Annotated in this window: 16 protein-coding genes and 2 pseudogenes; 9 read left to right on the forward strand and 9 right to left on the reverse strand. The window is 73.3% G+C overall.

The window, feature by feature from the left end; all coding sequences use genetic code 11:
* Positions 1–15 precede the first annotated feature (15 nt).
* Complete coding sequence (locus tag MCAG_RS14590) at positions 16–1,221, forward strand: ABC transporter substrate-binding protein (RefSeq protein ID WP_007073750.1); 1,206 nt, start codon at positions 16–18, stop codon at positions 1,219–1,221.
* A 75-nt stretch (positions 1,222–1,296) separates the two neighbouring features.
* Here MCAG_RS14590 and ddaH read toward each other — a convergent pair whose 3' ends face one another.
* Positions 1,297–2,130 (reverse strand): dimethylargininase, encoded by an 834-nt coding sequence (gene ddaH, locus MCAG_RS14595; RefSeq protein WP_007073751.1) that lies wholly within the window; start codon positions 2,128–2,130, stop codon positions 1,297–1,299.
* Between the two features lie 59 nt (positions 2,131–2,189).
* Here ddaH and MCAG_RS14600 point away from each other — a divergent pair, with 59 nt between their 5' ends.
* Positions 2,190–2,645, forward strand: a complete 456-nt coding sequence (locus tag MCAG_RS14600) for an Lrp/AsnC family transcriptional regulator (protein WP_007073752.1) — start codon at positions 2,190–2,192, stop codon at positions 2,643–2,645.
* A 112-nt stretch (positions 2,646–2,757) separates the two neighbouring features.
* Here MCAG_RS14600 and MCAG_RS14605 read toward each other — a convergent pair whose 3' ends face one another.
* The 6 genes from MCAG_RS14605 to MCAG_RS14630 all read right to left on the reverse strand — a co-directional run bounded on the left by MCAG_RS14605 (position 2,758) and on the right by MCAG_RS14630 (position 7,751).
* The gene (locus MCAG_RS14605) at positions 2,758–3,363 is read right to left on the reverse strand and encodes a lytic polysaccharide monooxygenase (protein WP_036373480.1); all 606 of its coding nucleotides are present in this window, start codon (positions 3,361–3,363) and stop codon (positions 2,758–2,760) included.
* 614 nt (positions 3,364–3,977) lie between these two features.
* Positions 3,978–5,135: a hypothetical protein gene (locus tag MCAG_RS14610; protein ID WP_007073755.1), complete on the reverse strand. Its 1,158-nt coding sequence runs from the start codon at positions 5,133–5,135 to the stop codon at positions 3,978–3,980.
* A 52-nt stretch (positions 5,136–5,187) separates the two neighbouring features.
* Positions 5,188–5,484 carry a DUF6457 domain-containing protein gene (locus tag MCAG_RS14615; RefSeq protein ID WP_007073756.1) on the reverse strand — a complete coding sequence of 99 codons (297 nt, stop codon included), beginning with the start codon at positions 5,482–5,484 and terminating at the stop codon, positions 5,188–5,190.
* Entirely contained in the window at positions 5,481–6,215 is a 735-nt protein-coding gene (locus tag MCAG_RS14620) for a molybdenum cofactor guanylyltransferase (protein WP_007073758.1), read from the reverse strand. The genes MCAG_RS14615 and MCAG_RS14620 overlap by 4 nt, the downstream gene beginning before the upstream one ends.
* Positions 6,216–6,491: 276 nt before the next feature.
* Positions 6,492–7,184: a hypothetical protein gene (locus tag MCAG_RS14625; protein WP_007073759.1), complete on the reverse strand. Its 693-nt coding sequence runs from the start codon at positions 7,182–7,184 to the stop codon at positions 6,492–6,494.
* 60 nt (positions 7,185–7,244) lie between these two features.
* Positions 7,245–7,751 (reverse strand): sigma-70 family RNA polymerase sigma factor, encoded by a 507-nt coding sequence (locus tag MCAG_RS14630; RefSeq protein ID WP_036373490.1) that lies wholly within the window; start codon positions 7,749–7,751, stop codon positions 7,245–7,247.
* A 269-nt stretch (positions 7,752–8,020) separates the two neighbouring features.
* On the opposite strand from MCAG_RS14630, the gene fdhD reads away from it, so the two are divergent.
* The 3 genes and pseudogenes from fdhD to MCAG_RS14640 all read left to right on the forward strand — a co-directional run bounded on the left by fdhD (position 8,021) and on the right by MCAG_RS14640 (position 10,281).
* Positions 8,021–8,875: a formate dehydrogenase accessory sulfurtransferase FdhD gene (fdhD, locus tag MCAG_RS14635; RefSeq protein WP_007073761.1), complete on the forward strand. Its 855-nt coding sequence runs from the start codon at positions 8,021–8,023 to the stop codon at positions 8,873–8,875.
* A 145-nt stretch (positions 8,876–9,020) separates the two neighbouring features.
* A pseudogene (locus MCAG_RS34825) lies at positions 9,021–9,215 on the forward strand (helix-turn-helix domain-containing protein); the annotation flags it as partial.
* Positions 9,216–9,282: 67 nt separating this feature from the next.
* Positions 9,283–10,281 (forward strand): NB-ARC domain-containing protein, encoded by a 999-nt coding sequence (locus tag MCAG_RS14640; protein WP_083802283.1) that lies wholly within the window; start codon positions 9,283–9,285, stop codon positions 10,279–10,281.
* A gap of 154 nt (positions 10,282–10,435) precedes the next feature.
* On the opposite strand, the gene MCAG_RS14645 is transcribed toward MCAG_RS14640, so the two are convergent.
* On the reverse strand, positions 10,436–11,917 hold the full coding sequence (locus MCAG_RS14645; protein WP_036373493.1) for a cellulose binding domain-containing protein: 1,482 nt from the start codon (positions 11,915–11,917) through the stop codon (positions 10,436–10,438).
* Between the two features lie 219 nt (positions 11,918–12,136).
* Positions 12,137–13,177: a DUF4192 domain-containing protein gene (locus tag MCAG_RS14650; RefSeq protein ID WP_036373496.1), complete on the reverse strand. Its 1,041-nt coding sequence runs from the start codon at positions 13,175–13,177 to the stop codon at positions 12,137–12,139.
* Between the two features lie 170 nt (positions 13,178–13,347).
* Between MCAG_RS14650 and MCAG_RS14655 the strand changes: the two are divergent.
* The 4 genes and pseudogenes from MCAG_RS14655 to MCAG_RS14670 all read left to right on the forward strand — a co-directional run bounded on the left by MCAG_RS14655 (position 13,348) and on the right by MCAG_RS14670 (position 16,826).
* Positions 13,348–14,274 (forward strand): annotated as a pseudogene (locus MCAG_RS14655) (fructosamine kinase family protein).
* Positions 14,271–15,284 carry a GTP 3',8-cyclase MoaA gene (gene moaA / locus MCAG_RS14660; protein ID WP_007073766.1) on the forward strand — a complete coding sequence of 338 codons (1,014 nt, stop codon included), beginning with the start codon at positions 14,271–14,273 and terminating at the stop codon, positions 15,282–15,284. Before MCAG_RS14655 ends, moaA begins: the two are co-directional and overlap by 4 nt.
* 3 nt (positions 15,285–15,287) lie before the next feature.
* A complete protein-coding gene (locus MCAG_RS14665; protein WP_007073767.1) occupies positions 15,288–15,563 on the forward strand; it encodes a MoaD/ThiS family protein in 276 nt (91 codons plus the stop codon).
* 9 nt (positions 15,564–15,572) lie between these two features.
* Positions 15,573–16,826 (forward strand): metallophosphoesterase, encoded by a 1,254-nt coding sequence (locus tag MCAG_RS14670; protein ID WP_007073768.1) that lies wholly within the window; start codon positions 15,573–15,575, stop codon positions 16,824–16,826.
* Positions 16,827–16,842 lie beyond the last annotated feature (16 nt).

Consider the following 16,842-nt stretch of genomic DNA (forward strand, 5'->3'; position numbering starts at 1 on the left):
CCCGGAAGGAACTCGGTGTCCCAGATGAACCGCAGGCGGGCACTTCAACTCTTGGCCGCCCTCGGTACCACGGGCCTGACCGCCGCCTGCGCCTCGGACGGCGACGAAGGGCCGGCGACCCCCACCGGCGACCCGATCAAGATCGGTCTCATCGCGCCGCAGACCGGTGGCTTCAAGTCCATCGGCGACGAGATCGTCAACGGCTTCCAGCTCTACCTCACCCTCCACGGTCAGCAGTTCAGCGGGCATCCGGTCACGGTGCTGACCGCCGACGAGGGCGAGACCGCCAACACCGGCAAGGCGGCCGTCGACAGCCTGCTCAAGCAGGGGGCGCTGGCGCTCACCGGCGTGGTCAACTCGGCCGTCATGGTGGGCATCCGGGACAACGTGGAGAAGGCCCGGGTGCCGCTGATCGGCTCCAACGCCTCACCGAAGAGCCTGCAGAGCGTCGTCTACATCTGGCGCACCTCGTACGTGCTGGACGAGCCGGGCCGGGCGATCGGTCCGTACATGGCGCAGCGGCTGCCCATCGGCAGCCGGGTCGCCATCATCGCCCCGGACAACCTCGGCTCACGGGACGTGATCCAGGGCCTCCAGGCCCAGTTCAGCACGGCCGGGTCGAACGACCCCCGGATCGCCGACCCGGTGATCTGGACCGACACCACCAGCACGCCGGGCAGCACCGCGTACGTCGCCGACATCCGCACCGCACTGGCCCGCCAGCCGGACGCGATCTTTTGCCACTTCGCCGGGACGGCGGCGGTGCAGTTCATCAAACAGCTGCACCGCGAGGGGTGGACGGGCCCGATCTACGCCCCCGGCTTCCTCACCGAGGGCACGGTGCTCGACGAGTTGCGGGAGGTGGAGGCACGCAACATCGTGACCGCGCTGAACTACTCCGCCGACCTGAACAACACCGCCAACCGCACCTTCGCCTCGGCGTACCGCAAGACGCACGGCGCGTCCCCGACCACCTACGCGATGGCCTCGTACGACGCGGCGCAGGTGCTGGACAAGGCGATCCGGCTGGCCGGGACGAACCCGAACTCGCAGCAGATCAACCTGGCGCTGGGCAAGATCGGCCAGATCGACAGCCCACGCGGGGCCTGGCAGTTCAACCAGCCGCGCACTCCGCAGCAGAAGTGGTACCTGCGCAAGGTCCAGCGCGACGGCCGGGTGCTCTCCAACGTCCTGAGCAACGAGCTCGCCACGCTCGGCTGAACGGGTGCCCGACAGGCACGGGCCGGTCTCCCCCCGGGCGGGACCGGCCCGTGGGGTGTCGGGTGGGCCACCCGGTCAGCCGCGCAGCTCCGCGATGCAGCACTTCACGCTGCCGCCGCCCTTGCGCACCTCGGTCAGCTCGACCGGCACCGGGGTGTAGCCGGCCGCCTTCAGCTTGCCGGCGAGCCGGGACGCCTCGCTGTTGAGGACCACGTTCGCGCCGTCGCTGACCAGGTTCAGGCCGAAGGCCAGGGCGTCGGAGTCGTCCGCGACGACCGCGTCGGGGAAGAGCTGGGCGAGGACCCGCTGGCTGGCCGCCGAGAAGGCACCCGGGTAGTAGGCGATGTTCCCGTCGTCGATCGAGGCGAGCGCCACGTCGAGGTGGTAGAAGCGAGGATCGACCAGTCGCAGCGACACCACCGGGCGGCCGAGCGCCTCCTGCGCCTCGGCGTGCGCCGGCAGCTCGGTGCGGAAGCCGTGGCCGGCGAGGACCAGCCCACCGTACGCGTCCGGCAGGTACGCGAAGTCGCCCTCGCCCTCGTTGGTCTCGTTCGGGGCGATGAAGTGCCAGCCCCGCTCCTCGTAGAAGGCGCGGTGCGCGGCGGCCTCGGCGGCCCGCTGCTCGTGCTTGAACCGGGCGCCGTAGACCGTCCCGTCGACCACGAAGGCGCCGTTGGCCGCGAACACCATGTCGGGCAGGCCGGCCTCGGGGGCGAGCAGGTGCACGTCGTGGCCGAGGCCGAGCAGCGTCTCGCGCAGCCTGTCCCACTGCTTGACCGCCAGCTCCGCGTCGACGGGCGTGGTGACGTCCATCCACGGGTTGATCGCGTACTCGACGGCGAAGTGCTCGGGCGAGCACATGAGATATGTCCGCTTTCGGGGGACCCGCTGCTGGTTCACGGGGACCAAGAGTAGGTAGCCTGGAACTTTAGGAACAGCCACAACCATTGCTTCCTGAGGGCGGAACGTTGCAGATCGACGCTGTGGATCAGCGAATCATTGCGCTGCTGGTGGCGGACGCCCGCGCCTCGTACGCCGACATCGGCACCCGGGTCTCGCTCTCCGCCCCGGCGGTCAAACGCCGGGTGGACCGGCTGCGCGCCGCCGGGGTGATCCGGGGATTCACGGCCGTCGTCGACCCGGCCGCCGTCGGCTGGACCACGGAGGCGTTCGTCGAGCTGTTCTGCGCCGGGCGGACCACCCCGGCCCAGATCGGGGTGGCCGTCCGCCGGCACCCCGAGGTCGTCGGGGCGTACACGGTCTCCGGGGAGGCGGACGCGCTGGTGCACCTGCGCGCGGCGGACATCTCGCACCTGGAGGAGGCCCTCGAACGGCTGCGCGCCGAGTCGTTCGTCACCTCCACCCGCAGCACGATCGTGCTCTCCCGCTTGGCCGAGTCCCCCGGTGTCGGCCCCTCCGCGTAGAACCGCCACGCGGTCGGCGACCATCGGCAGCCGGAGGCCTCGTCGTTCCGTGACACGCTCTGGCCCGGGACAGGGTCCCGGGCCAGAGCAGTGCGGCTGTCGGTCGCGCCGATCAGGTGAAGTTCACGTCGCTGCACCACATGTAGGCCTGGTCGAGGTGGGATGCCTGCCAGATGACGAAGAGAATGTGGTGTCCGGTGTAACCGGAGGTCGAGACGTTGAACGTGATGTTCTGTGCCGGCGCGTAGCGTCCGGTCTGCGTGATGAAGTCGAGGTTCCCCCAACCGAGGGTCTGGGTGGCGGGATTGAACCCCTGCTTGCTGACGTAGACCCGGAAGAAGTCAGCGCCGTGGCTGGCCTGGTCGTACAACTGGACCGAGAAGCTGCGACCGACGTTGGTCGTCTTCCACGCTCCGGGCCGGTTCAGACTGTTGTTCCTGCTGAGGGCGTTGCTGCACAACTGCCCGTCGGGCGTGCGGGCCTGGAACTGTCCGCCGAGGCCGTCCCGCAATGCGCTCATCCAGTTCCACATGGTGTCGGGGTTGGCCTGAAACGCCTGGTAGCACATGGGGTCCTGCTGCTGCATGGCCGGATCCATGTGCTTACTGCCCCAGGTCTGCCAACACTGGTAGGCGCGGGTCGCCGGGCTGACGATGGTGCCGTGGGCCTGGGCTGCGCCGGTCCAGGTCAGCACACCGGCCAGCATGGTGAGCACCATGACGGACGCTCGGACGGCCTGGCGGACCGCTGACCGGGATCGGCGGCCGGACTGATCGGGTTTCGGGGAACGCACTGAACATCCTCCTTCTCCGGTGACTCAAGATCGGCGCATATGCGCGCTCCCGACCAGCATCGCATTCACAACCGTATATATCAATGACCGCCTATCAATATCGCTGTATTCGACACTGCCGACGCATTGTTGATCAGCAAACGCGCGGAACGGACATCATTTTCTGCAGTGCCCACGACGCGGGTTCGCGTACCGGCATGCCCGGGGTGTGCGCCTTAACCGGTTTGACCGACGCCCGAGATCAGGAGGCCGGCAGATCCGAGGATGTCAACATCGGGGAGAGCACGGGCTGACAACAGCCCCGACCTCGCCAGAACCGCCCGGGTGCCCGCACCCGGGCGCACGACGACCAGGCCGGGTGCCCGCTCCCCGGTTCACGACGACGACCCGACTCCCGGCCGGCTGCCCATCACCTTCGACCGTAAGGCACGGCGAGTCGCCGCGCGAGCTGGGCGGCCGAGCCCGAGAGAAACCATTGGCACGGGTGCCCACCGAGCCGGCGGGTGGGCCCGGCATCCGGGCCTCACCCGCCTCCAGACTCAGAGATACATGCCGGTGCGGTGCTCGCCCTGGTCCCGCCGCCCGGGCTTGTCGCCCTCGCCGAAGAAGCGCTTGCCGCCGAACTCGCCGTGCAGCCGGTCGTCCAGCTCGTCGGCGAGGCCGGTCATCACCTGCACGGCGAGCATCAGGTGGGTGGCCTGGAAATCGCGGCCGAAGACCGGGATGGACGCCCATACGGTGTCGTCGGCGCAGTAGAGCCGGCCGATCGGCATCCGGTTGGTCAGCTCGGACAGCTTCACGTAGAGCCGCTCGGTGGGCTCGACCTCCGTGAGCACCGGCGAGAAGACGTCGACCAGCGGCGGATTGTCGCGGACCCGAACGAAGACCATCGCCGACCCGGCCCGGATGTTGAGATCACCGTCGGAGTCGACCTGCAACTTGTCGGGTTCGGACCTGAGCATGGCGGACACCACGGTCCGCACCTGCTCGGCCAGGACCAGCACGTCGGTGCTCGCCCCCCGCGCGGCGGCGGCCAGCGCCTCGTCCAGGTCCGCCTCGACGTCCTGGTCCTGGCCGAACTCGCTGCGCGCGGTGCCCAGGGGCTCCACCGGCACGGGCTCACCCTCGGCGTCGTGCACCAGGTACACCAGGAAAGCCGGGTGCGGCACGCCGTAGACGTCCCGAAGGGTGCGGGAGAGCAGCGCGGCCAGCCGGGTCGCCTCGGCGGTGTCGCCGGTCAGGCCGAAGTGCTCGCCGGAGCCCTCGACCACCCCGGGCGGGGACCAACCCAGCGCCACCATGTCCGCGACGGCCGCCCGGTCCAGCCGGTAGCCCTGCGGGAGGGTCGCGTTGCCGACCGCCCGCGCGGAGAGCCGGCCGCCGTCGCCCAGGTCGACGCTGATGGAGTAGACCGCGTCGCCGGTGCCGGAGGCGGTGGGATCGAGGGTCAGCTCGACATGCGAACCGGCGGGCAGCTCACGCAGCCGCTCGGCGAGGGCCCGGGCGAACTCGCGCCAGGCCTCCGTCACCTTGGCCCGCAGGTCGGTCGTGGTCGGCTCGTCCAGCAGGATCGACTCGTGCTGATGCTCCGACGGGCCGCCGTGGGCCGCCGGGCTGCCATGCTCCGGCGGGCCGCCATGCTCACGGGGGCCGCCGGGCGGGTCTGAGGCCGGCGTCGAGGGGTGGCCTACCGTCATGATCGCCTCCGTCCGTTCGGGTCACCCTACCCAGGGTCGCCCGAAGCCCGAATCAGGCCGGACCGGGATCGGACACCGGCCCGCCGAAGCGGCCATCAGCCGGGGGCCGCTCACCCAGCTCGATCGGCCAACCGCCGGCCAGCTCGCTGAGCCGGCCGGCCGCCGCCACCGGGTCGGCCCCGCGCCCGACGGCCAGTCCGAGCAGGTACGCGGAGACCGGGGCACCCGGCCGCAGCACCTGGTGCGCGACGTCCCGGGCCAGGTCGAGCACAACCGGCACCGGCACCTCGGCGGGGTCCAGGCTCAACTCCGCGCAGGCCGCCGTGACCCAGTCCTCCAGCACCGTCATCGCGTCCACTCCTCCGCCCGGCGTACGTCCTCGTCAGTGTCGCAGTCGAACCAGGGCGGTGGGCCCGCCCCGGGCCAGGGCACGTCGCGCACGGTCAACCCGGCGAGCAGCGCCCGCACCGACGCGCCGTCGAGCGAGCCGCCCCGGGCGGCGGCGAGCCGGTCGAGCGCGACCCGCAGCGGAGCGACCCGCCACACCCCGCACAGATGCTGCCGCCGGCCGTCGAGGTCGACGAGACACGCCCCGTCCACCGCCGGGTCGGCGAGCTGGTCGCGCAGCAGGCGCACCGCGTCCCGGGTCAGCAGGGGCAGGTCGGCGGCGAGTAGCGCCACGGTCGGCGTACCGGCGGGCAGCAGGGACAGACCCGCCGCGACCGCAGCGACCGGCCCGCCTCCCGGAGGGCTCTCCCGGGTCGACCGGACCCCCGTTGGCACCGGGCCGGCTGGGCCCACCACGACCCGGACGTCGGCGTCGACGACGGCGTCAAGCACCCGGTCGCGCATCGACCGGCCGCCGATTGGCACCCCGGCCTTGTCCACGCCGCCCATCCGGCGCGCGGCCCCGCCCGCCAGCACGACCGCCGCCCAGTCCGCCACGCGGTCACCGTACCCGCCCGGCCCGGCCGGGGGGCCGGCGCGTGCGGCGGAACGGTCACGTCGGCCCGGCCGGCGTCGGCGGGACGCTCCGGGAGGTGCCGAAGGGGCGGGCCCGGAGCGGGGTCGTGGGAGCATGTCACGGAGCGGAAGCGCGACGGCTGTACACCTCCTCGGGCGCCTACCTGGGCGACTGGGCCTGCGCGTCGTCGGGGGTCGGGGCGAACTCGTGGTCGGTGCGCTTCGGGCGGACCCTCATTCAGAGCAGTCCGGTGAACTCGGTAGGAGTGGCCAACGGTGCGAGCCTCGGCCAATCACCGAACGTCTGAGCCCGAAGGATCCGGCGGCGAGCCGGCGGGCCGCTCCCAGCCCGCCGGCTGCCGAGACCTCACCGAGGCGCGGCAGGCTGGTGGATCAGCCGCCCACGGTCTGCGCCTCGTCGGTGACGGTGACGCCCTCCGCGAAGCGCACGATCTGGTCGTCGCCGAGGCCCAGCGCCCCCGGGACCTGCACCAGGACCCGCCGCCCCGAGGCGTCCGGGAAAACCAGCCACCGGACGTCCGACAGCTTGCCCTCCGCCTCCCACGGGAAGCCGAGCTGACCCGCCCTGCCGTTGACGTCGACCTGCGTCACGGGCGTCCCCTCGGGAAGCCGGGACAGGCTTTGCAGGGACACCGAGATCTGGCCCTGGAGGCTGACGGCGTGCCCGGGAGCCGGCGGGGCCGGCTCCTTGCCGGGCGGCGCCACCACGAACATGCTCCTGTCCGACGAGACCACCCGCCAGCCCTGCGGCACGGTGCTCACCTCGAAGCCGACCGGCTGGGCGCCGGTGTAGGCGACGAGCTGTAGCCGCGTCGCCTGCGTCGCCGTCGGGGCGGGCCCGCCCGCGGCAGTGGTCGTGGGCATGGCACCGCTGAACTGCCCGGCGCCCACCACCGCGACGGCGGCGGCGACGACGGCGGCGCTGGACCACGCGAAGCGTTGCCGCCGGCGGCGGGTCAGCGCGCGGTTTCCCCGGGCCACGTCGCCGGCGACGACATCCGGGCTGGTCCGGTCGGGCGTGACGGCACTGGGCAGGGCCCGCAGGACGTCCATGACGTCTGGCATGTCGGTACTCCTTCGATCGGTCGAACGGGGTTCGGATGAGGGTCGAGGTCGAGGTCGGGGTCAGGCGAAGTCGTACGCATGTCCGGGGAGGAGCGCCCGCAGCCGCTCCAGCCCTCGGGCGCTCTGGCTCTTGACGTTGCCCTCGCTGCACCGCATGGCGTCGGCGGTCTCGGTGACGCTCAGCCCCTCGACGTACCGCAGCACCACCGCCGCCCGCATGCTGTTCGGCAGGGTCGCCAGCAACGCCAGCACCCTCGTCTCGTCGCCGCCCGCGTCCTCGCCGGCCACGACGTCGGGCAACTGCGCGTGCACCCGCTCACGCCGGTGGAACAGGCTCCGGCGCTCGTCCGTCGCCGCGTTCACGACACACCGCCGCGCGTACGCATACGCGGTGTCCGGCCGCACCCTCGGCCAGGCCAGGTACAGGCGAGTCAGCGCCGTCTGCACCACGTCCTCGGCCCTGGCCAGGTCACCGGAGACCAACAACGTCGCCACGCGCACCAGCGCGGCGCGCCGGGCCGACACGAACTCGGTGAACTCGCGATCCCGTTCGGAAGGCCGTTTCACAGGCCACCCACCTCTCCTCGTCCCCGCTTGCCACTCGGACACCTCTCCTACGGGATCGCCGCCGGATCCGTTGCATGCCGGGCGAGTAGCTTCGCCGCCACCGCCGGCCCAAGCCCGCGCCGGCCGCCCCGGAAAAACCAGGCCACGACCGAGCACCCGATGCCCTCCAGGCGGCCCTTCCGGGAGGAGTTCGACGGCCGACGAGGCCGCCACCTGCGGCGGCCGGGGTCCGAACCTCGACGAGGTGACCGGTCGGGCAGGATGGCGGGATGGGACGGGCGACTGACCGGCGGAGCGTGCTGCGGATCGACGTCGACGCGGCGGACCCGGCCCGCCGAGCCGTGCGCCGGCCGGACAGCCTCTCGGTCGAGGAGCCGCTGGAGATCCGGGTCGGGCCGGGTGGCCCGGGTCGCCGACGGCCGTTGGCGGTGACCATGCGTACCCCCGGCGACGACCTCGACCTGGCGATCGGTTTCCTGCTCACCGAGGGGCTGATCCGCGACGACGCGGACGTGCGCACGGCCCAGCTCTGCGCAGGCCCGGACACCCCGAACACGTACAACGTGGTCGACGTGGTGCTCGCCCCCGGCGTGCCCGAGCCAGCCGCCGACCCGACCCGGAACTTCTACACCACCAGCTCCTGCGGGGTCTGCGGCAAGGCGAGCATCGACGCGGTGCGGACCCGCTCCAGGTACGCCGTCGCGGACGACCCACTCACCGTGCCGGCCACGCTGCTGGCCGAGCTGCCGGACCGGCTGCGCGCCGCGCAGCGTCACTTCGACCGCACCGGCGGGCTGCACGCCGCCGCGCTCTTCACCGGCGACGGGGAGTTGGTGGTGCTGCGCGAGGACGTCGGCCGGCACAACGCCGTCGACAAGGTCGTCGGTTGGGCCGTCCGGCAGGGCCGCCTGCCACTGGCCGGGCACCTGCTGCTGGTCTCCGGGCGAGCGAGCTTCGAGCTGACCCAGAAGGCGTGGATGGCGGGCGTGCCGCTGCTCGCGGCGGTCTCCGCCCCCAGCACTTTGGCCGGGGACCTCGCCGAGGAGGCGGGCATGACTTTGGTCGGCTTCCTGCGCGACCGGGCCATGAACGTCTACGCGGGAGCCCACCGGATCGGCCACTGACCAGGCATTCACGGATTACTCACCGGTTGTTATGGCGATGCTCACGCCAGTGCGGACACCGCCGGACCGATGCGCCATGCAACGATCGACACACGCTACGTGAGCGTTGACGTGTAGCGGCTGGCGGAAGGACATGCGCGTCGGCATGCAGCAGCGGGCTGGTTTCGGGCAGTGGCTCCGGGCGTTGCGGGGCAACCGCGGCCTGACCCAGGAGGAGCTGGCCGAGGCGTCCGGGTCCAGCGTCCGCACCATCCGGGAGATGGAACGCGGCCGGGTCCGCACACCCCAGCGGCGTACGGTCGGGCTCCTCGCCGACGCGCTCGGCCTGGCCGGCGCGGACCGCGACCGCTTCCTCGGCCTGGCCCGCGCCGGCCACCGCCCGTCCGCGCCCGTGGCCGCCACCCCGGGTGGTCCCTTCGGAGCTGCCCGCCGCCGTGCCGAACCTCATCGGCCGGGAGGCGGAGCTCGCCGTGCTGGCCCGCCTGACCACCGGGGTCACCGACGGCAGCGCCACGACCGCCTCCGTCGTCGTGCTGCACGGTCCACCCGGCACCGGCAAGAGCAGCCTCACGGTCGCCGCCGGGCACCGTCTCGGCACCGGGTTCGCCGACGGCCAGCTTTTCCTCGACCTGCACGGCACCGCCCCCGCCGGCCCCGTCGATCCGGCCGAGGCACTGGCCGGCCTGCTGCGCTCCCTCGGGCTGCCCGAGGACGCGATCCCGGGCCCGCCCGAGCAGCGGGGCCGGCTGTTCCGCACCCTCACCCGGAACCGGCGCCTGCTGATCGTGGCGGACGACGCCGCCGACGAGGCCCAGGTACGCCCGCTACTGCCGGCCGGCCGGCACTGCCTGACCCTGGTCACCAGCCGGCGCCCGCTGACCGGGCTCACCGGTGCCGTCCGGGTCCCCGTCGGGCTGCTCGCCCCGGAGGCCGCCCGACGGCTGCTCGCCTCGATCGTCGGCGAGGACCGGCTGGCCGCCGACCCGGCGGCCACGGCCGAGCTGGTGGAGCTCTGCGGCCGGCTGCCGCTGGCGATCCGGGTCGCCGGCAACCGGCTGGCCAGCCGGCCAGGGTGGCCGGTCGCCCAACTCGCCGCCCAACTCGCCGACCCGCACCGCCGGTTGACCGCGCTGACCGCCGGGGACCTCGACGTCCGGGCCGCGTTCGACGTGTCGTACCGCCGGCTCGGCCCGGCCGCCGCCGGGGTCTTCCGGCGGGCGTCCCTCGTGCCCGGGGCGGAGTTCGACGCCGCGCTGCTCGCCGCCGTCACGGGCATCGACGTCGAGAGGGCGGCGGCGGCCGCCGAGGAACTGGTGGACGCCGGTCTGCTGCTTCCCCGAGATGATGGGTACGAGTTCCACGGCCTGGCCCGGATCTACGCCCGCGAACGCCTCTCCGAGGAGTAAGGAAGGGCCCCCTGTTAACGCCTGAGGTATAGAAGGGTCCCCCTCTCACGCAGCGCGAACCAGCGCAGCGCGAACCAGCGCAGCGTGAACGGCAGAGCGGTGGGCCCCACCGGGTGCCCGCCCGGTGGAGCCCACCTGTGGTGGAAAGCTGTGATCAGGAGCAGGAGCTGCCGTTCAGGGTGAACGGGGCCGGAATGGTGGCCGGCCCGTCGGCCGTGAAGCCGAAGCTCACCGAGCCACCGGACGGGATCGTGGCGTTGTAGTTCTCGTTGGCAACCGTCACGGTCGCGCCAATCTGCTGGAAGACGCCGTTCCAGCGCCCCTGCACGACCTGGTTGCCGCCGAACGTCCACCCGACGCTCCAGCCGTTGAGCTGCGGGCCGTCGTTGTAGACGGTGACGGCCGCCTCGTAGCCGGTGCCCCAGGAGTTGGTGACGGCGAAGGAGACCCGGCAGGTGGCGGCCGCCCCGGTCACCGGCACGATGTCGCCGAAGTCGTCCCGGGCGGTGGCGAAGTCCTGGAACCCGAACCCGGGCCCGGCCGAACGGGTCGTGGTGCCGGCGGCCAGGACGGTGCCGTTGGCGTTGACCGCGTACACCGGGCCGCCGCTGTCACCGCTGCGGGCCGACTCGTCGCCGTCGAGCTGGGTGGCCTCGACCAGGTCCTCCCGGTCGGTGTAGTGGAACTGCACCTCCAGGTTGCAGACCGGAGCGCCGATCTCCCAGGCCGAGGTCGCCCCGGACTGGCAGAGGAGCTGACCGGGGAACACCTCGGTCCAGCCGACCACCCGGGCCCTCACCTCGTCGTTCGAGCCGCCGACGTAGAGCCAACCGCCGGCCGACTGGGTACCGATCAGCATCGTGTCGTGGTCGGCGTTCTTTTGGGTCTGGAGGCCGATCGGCTCGCCCTGACCGTCGCTCCACTGCGATCCCACCGAGCCGCAGTGCCCGGCGCTGAGCAGATGGTTGGTGCCGGTGGCCACCTCGCGTACGCCGAAGCCGACGGTGCAGCCGGCGCCGGAGTCGTTCCAGATCCGGGCCCCGCCGTTCCACGGCGCCGAGTCGTCCTCCCGGGAGCGGGGGACCAGCCGGTCCCGCTCCACGACGGTGGTGCGCACCCCGGTCGCCGGTAGCTTCGGCAGCGCCGCGTCGGCGTCGTCGACGGCGATCTCGATGCCCGAGCCGTCGGTACGCAGCCGCACGTCGTGGGCGGCGTCACGCGCGTCGCCGTCCACCACGGGCGCGATCCGCGCGGCGGCGGCGACCAGCTCGGTCTTCGCGTACGCCGCCTTGGCGACCTCGACCGGCACGATCCGGCGGGCGGTGGCGACGGCCGAGGCGATGTCGGCCGGAAGGGTCCCCTTCCACCAGAGCGTGACGTGGTCGCCGACCAGCCCAATGCCGGCGTAGCCGCGCGAGGGGCCGCGCTCGACGGCGGCCCGCAGCCCGGTCGCCGCGTCGACCAACGGCACCTGCGCGAGCATGCGGTCCCCGGTGCCGCCCGGGATCAGGTCGAGGATCGAGGCGTCGCCCGCCCCGGGGGTGGGGGCGGCCTCGACGTGGGCGGAAACCGCCACCGGGCCGACCAGGGCCGTGGCACCGACAAACACCCCTGCGGAGAGGATGCGGGAAGTCACCTTCCAGGCTTGTTTCATAACCCAGAGTCAACCGACGGCGGTACGCGCGAACCAGGCAGGACGGCCGGCAGGAGGCTCCTGCCGGCCGTCCTGCCGGCCGCCCGGATTCCCCCGATCGTCTGTCGCGTAGGAATCAAGCCCTGACCGCCCGGAGCGGGCGGGCCCCGGCTAACCCCCACCCATATACCGAGCAGGCCGACCCACCGAGCCTCATCCGCCTCAGGGATCGCGGCGACGTCGCCGTCGGCGGAGCACCCCCGGCGGGCGGTTCGCCGGCCAGCCGTCGAGCCGGGACGGCGGCACCCCACGACGCAGCAGGTTGTCAAGGAGCAGGGCGAGCGAGTAGTCCGGGTGTGCCTCCAGCACCCGTTCCAGCGTCACGGCCGCCAGGGCACCCTGCCCCGCCCGCCAGGCGGCGAAGGTGAGCAGCGAGCCCGGGGCAGCGATCAGGTCCCGGTCGGCGCGGCGCAGCACGTCCGTCCAGAGGGCGATGTCCCCGTCCCGCCCGTCGGTGCGCTCCCAGGCGTGATCGCGGACGGGAAGGTGGGTCAGCAGCAGCGTCAGCCAGGCCACCTCGTCGTCGGTGAGCCGTTCGCCCCGGCGGCTGTGGCGCTGGGCGGCGTGGACGGCCTCCACGCCGGCCCGGCGCAGCGCGCGCCCGCCGAGCAGGTCGGCCTCGGTTGCTCCGGTGACCAGGGCGTCCAGCTTGCGCTCGGCGCGGTCGACCGCATGGCGCATCGCCACCCGCGCCGGGCCGCCGAACGGGGCCACCTGCGCGGTCAGGGCCGCCCGGTCGGGCAGCGCCACCTGGCCGGCGAAGACGGCCGCCGCGCTGACCTCGCTGGTCCCGATGTCGTACGGGGTGCCCTCGGGCGGGCAGCAGGCCGGCTCGTCGCACAGGTACGACCAGTATCGGCCGCCGGTGACCCGCAGCGCGTCGAGCACGGCGAGCCCGGCGGTGGCCAGCGAGGCGCGTACCGCGTCGACGGCGGGGGTGACCCCCGGCGCGTCGCCGTAGCCGAGCACGGTGGCGGACTCGGCCTCCTGCCGGGCGATCACGCCGGCCAGATGGGTGGCCGGGGCCAGCGGGTCGTCGCCGGGGCCGGGCAGGTCCGCGCGGGCGGCGAAGACGATCCGCCGGCCCCGCAGGGCGACCACCACCACGCTGTCGGCGGGGTGGAAACCGAGCAGGTAGGGCACGGCGGCGATGAGGTCGGCAGGCGAGCGGACGGTGAGCCGGGCGGGGTCGGTACGGGTCATGCAGGCAGGGTGGGCCGCGCACGGGCACCCCCGGGGGCCCTGTGGACGACACGCCGGGTCGTCCACACTACGGTGCGTATTCCCGCAGTTCAGCGCGGTGCGTGAACGAGGCGGAGACAACGGGCCGGGTGGCTCGCACAGCGGGGCGGCGCAGCGGCTACCTTGCGCACATGGACCTTGGCGTACCTTGGCGGGCGCACCCGGGAGCACTTCCTCACTTCCTCATCACCATCGGATTCAGGAAGACGTCGGTTGCCGGTCGTGGTACTGTCTTCCGGCGTCCGACTGATCCTTGGACGACGGCAACTCGGTTCTTTCGCATGACCTTGTCGCAAGGATCGAGCCGGTCGGACGGTGCCCGGAGGGCTTCTTCGCGGCCGAGGCGGCCGGGTTGCTTTGTGCTGCGGGAGGCCGGCGCGTTGGCCGTACCGGAGGTGGTGGTGGCGCTGCCGGAGCTGCTGGCGCTCGACTGGGTCGAGCCCGGCGAGCGGACGCCGGAGGCCGCCGAGCGGTTCGGCCGCGACCTGGCCGCGCTGCATCGCGCCGGGGCCCCCGCGTTCGGCGCGGAGTGGGCCGGCTTCGTCGGCGCGCTCCCGCAGGACAACACGCCGGACGACGGCCCGTGGCCAGCGTGGTTCGCCCGGCGGCGGCTGCTGCCGTACCTGCGGATGTCGGTCGACGGCGGCGCGCTCACCGCCGTCGAGACCGCCCTGGTCGAACAGGTCGTCGATCGGGTCGGCGAGTTCGGCGGCGACGAACCGCCGGCCCGGGTGCACGGCGACCTGTGGCCGGGCAACGTGCTCTGGGGGGCCGACGAGCAGGCGTGGCTGGTCGACCCGGCCGCGCACGGCGGCCACCGGGAGACGGACCTGGCCCAGCTGGCGCTCTTCGGCGGACCGCCGCACCACGACCGGATCATGGCGGCCTACCGGGAGGCGTGGCCGCTGGCCGACGGGTGGCGCGAGCGGGTGCCGCTGCACCAGCTCCACCTGCTGCTCGTGCACGCCGCCCTGTTCGGCGCGGCGTACCGCGATGCGGTCGGTGCCGCCGCCCGGGACACCCTGCGCGGGGCCGGGCGCGCTACCGTCGAACGGTGACCGCCGCACGAGGAACAGACGGCGTCCTCGTCGACCGGTACGGCCGCGTCGCCCGGGACCTGCGCGTCTCGCTGACCGACAAGTGCAATCTGCGCTGCACCTACTGCATGCCGGCCGAGGGGCTGCCCTGGCTGGCCGGGTCGCAGTTGCTGAGCGACGACGAGATCGTCCGGCTGGTCCGGGTGGCGGTGCGACGGCTCGGGATCACCGAGGTGCGGTTCACCGGCGGGGAGCCGCTGATCCGCCCCGGCGTGGTCGGCATCGTGGCCGCGGTGGCCGGGCTGGAACCCCGGCCCCGGATCTCGCTGACCACGAACGGGCTCGGGCTGGACCGGCTGGCCCCGGCCCTGCGGGCCGCCGGCCTGGACCGGGTGAACGTGTCCCTGGACACCCTCGACGCCGGGCGGTTCGCCCGGTTGACCCGCCGCGACCGGCTCGCCGACGTGCTCGCCGGGCTGGCCGGGGCCGCCGCAGCCGGGCTCACCCCAGTGAAGATCAACAGCGTGCTGATGCGGGGCGTCAACGACGACGAGGCTCCGGCGCTGCTCCGCTTCGCCCTGGCCCACGGCTACGAGCTGCGGTTCATCGAGCAGATGCCGTTGGACGCGCAGCACGGCTGGGACCGCGCCGCGATGGTCACCGCAGACGAGATCCTCGTCACACTGCGTACCGGATTCGACCTGACCCCGGACCCGGCCGTGCGGGGTGCGGCCCCGGCCGAGACCTGGCTGGTCGACGGCGGTCCCGCGCGGGTCGGCGTGATCGGCAGCGTGACCAGGCCGTTCTGCGGCGACTGCGACCGGACCCGGCTCACCGCCGACGGGCAGGTCCGGGCCTGCCTCTTCGCCAGCGAGGAGTCCGACCTGCGCGGCGCGCTGCGGGCCGGGGCGGACGACGACGAGCTGGCCCGGCGGTGGCGGGCGGCGATGTGGGGCAAACGGGCCGGGCACGGCATCGACGACCCGACGTTCCTCCAGCCGGCCCGGCCGATGTCCGCGATCGGCGGGTGACCGGTGCGCCACGACGCCTCCGACCTCCCGACCGGACGGCTCACCATCCGGTACTTCGCCGGGGCGCGGGCCGCCGCCGGAACAGCCGAGGAGACTGCAACCGCCGGCCGCTGCCTGGACGAGGTCACGGACGAACTGACACGACGGCACGGCGAGCGGCTCGCCGCCGTGTTGAGGGTGGCGAGTTTCCTGGTCGACGGCGTGGCCTGTCACGACCGCCGGACAACGCTGCCGGCAGGGGCGACGATCGATGTGCTGCCGCCGTTCGCGGGCGGCTGAGGAGGCTCGGTGTTGGCGGTTGTGGCTCTGGTGGGCTTCGTGCTGGTCGTGATCGGCCTGCTCCACCTCTACCTGTGGAAGCGCCTGGTCCGGGACACCACCGCGTCCCGGCGGCTGCGCCGGGCCGGCGCGGTCGCGGCGGTGCTGCTCACGCTGCTCGTGCCGGCCACGATGGCCGGCACCCAGAACGGCCTGTACTGGCTGGCCTGGCCGGGGTACATCTGGCTCGCCCTGATGTTCTACCTGCTGGTCGCGCTGCTGGTGCTGGAGGTGCCGATGCTGGTCGCCCGGCTGGTGCTGCGCCGCCGGGCGGTCGCCGCCGAGCCGGCCGCCGTAGTGCCCGCGCCGGTGCTGGTGGGGGCGCCCGGGGCCGCCGACCCGCCGGCCGTCGCGGCCGTCGCGGCCGTCGATGAGCCCGACCACGACCCGTCCCGCCGGCTGCTGCTGGCCCGCGGGGCGGCGATCTTCGCGGGTCTCACGGCCACGGGCATCGTCGGGTACGGGGTACGCAACGCCCTCGGCCCGCCCCGGCTGGACCGGGTGCAGATCCCGCTGGCGAAACTCCCGCGCCGCATGGACGGCCTGCGCATCGCCACCGTCGCCGACATCCACCTCGGTCCGCTGCGCGGCCGGGCGCACACCGAGCGGATCGTCGCAATGATCAACCGGTTGGACGCCGACCTGGTCGCAGTCGTGGGCGATCTGGTCGACGGGTCGGTCGCCGAGCTGGGCGAGGCGGCGTCCCCGCTGGGCGACCTGCGGTCCCGGTACGGCAGCTTCTTCGTCACCGGCAACCACGAGTACTACTCCGGCGTGGAGGAGTGGGTGCGGGAGGTGGACCGGATCGGCCTGCGGGTGCTCCAGAACGTCCGGCAGGAGATCCGGACCCCGGGCGGTGTGCTGGACCTCGCCGGGGTGAACGACGTCACCGCCGCCGGGACCGGGCTGGCCGCTCCCGCCGACTACGCCGCCGCGCTCGGCGGCCGGGACCCGAGCCGCCCGGTGGTGCTGCTGGCTCATCAGCCGGTGGCAGCCGTCGAGGCCGCGAGGTTCGGGGTGGACCTGCAACTGTCGGGGCACACCCACGGCGGCCAGATGGTCCCGTTCAACCTGGCCGTACGGCTCGAGCAGCCGGTCGTCTCCGGCCTCGGCGAGGTCGACGGCACGAAGGTGTACGTCACCAACGGCGCCGGCTTCTGGGGCCCGCCGGTGCGCGTCGGCGCCAACCCTCAGGTCACCCTCGTGGAGCTACGCGCCCCCTGACCGCCGGCACGGACGC

It is taken from the genome of Micromonospora sp. ATCC 39149, assembly GCF_000158815.1.
GTDB lineage: Bacteria > Actinomycetota > Actinomycetes > Mycobacteriales > Micromonosporaceae > Micromonospora.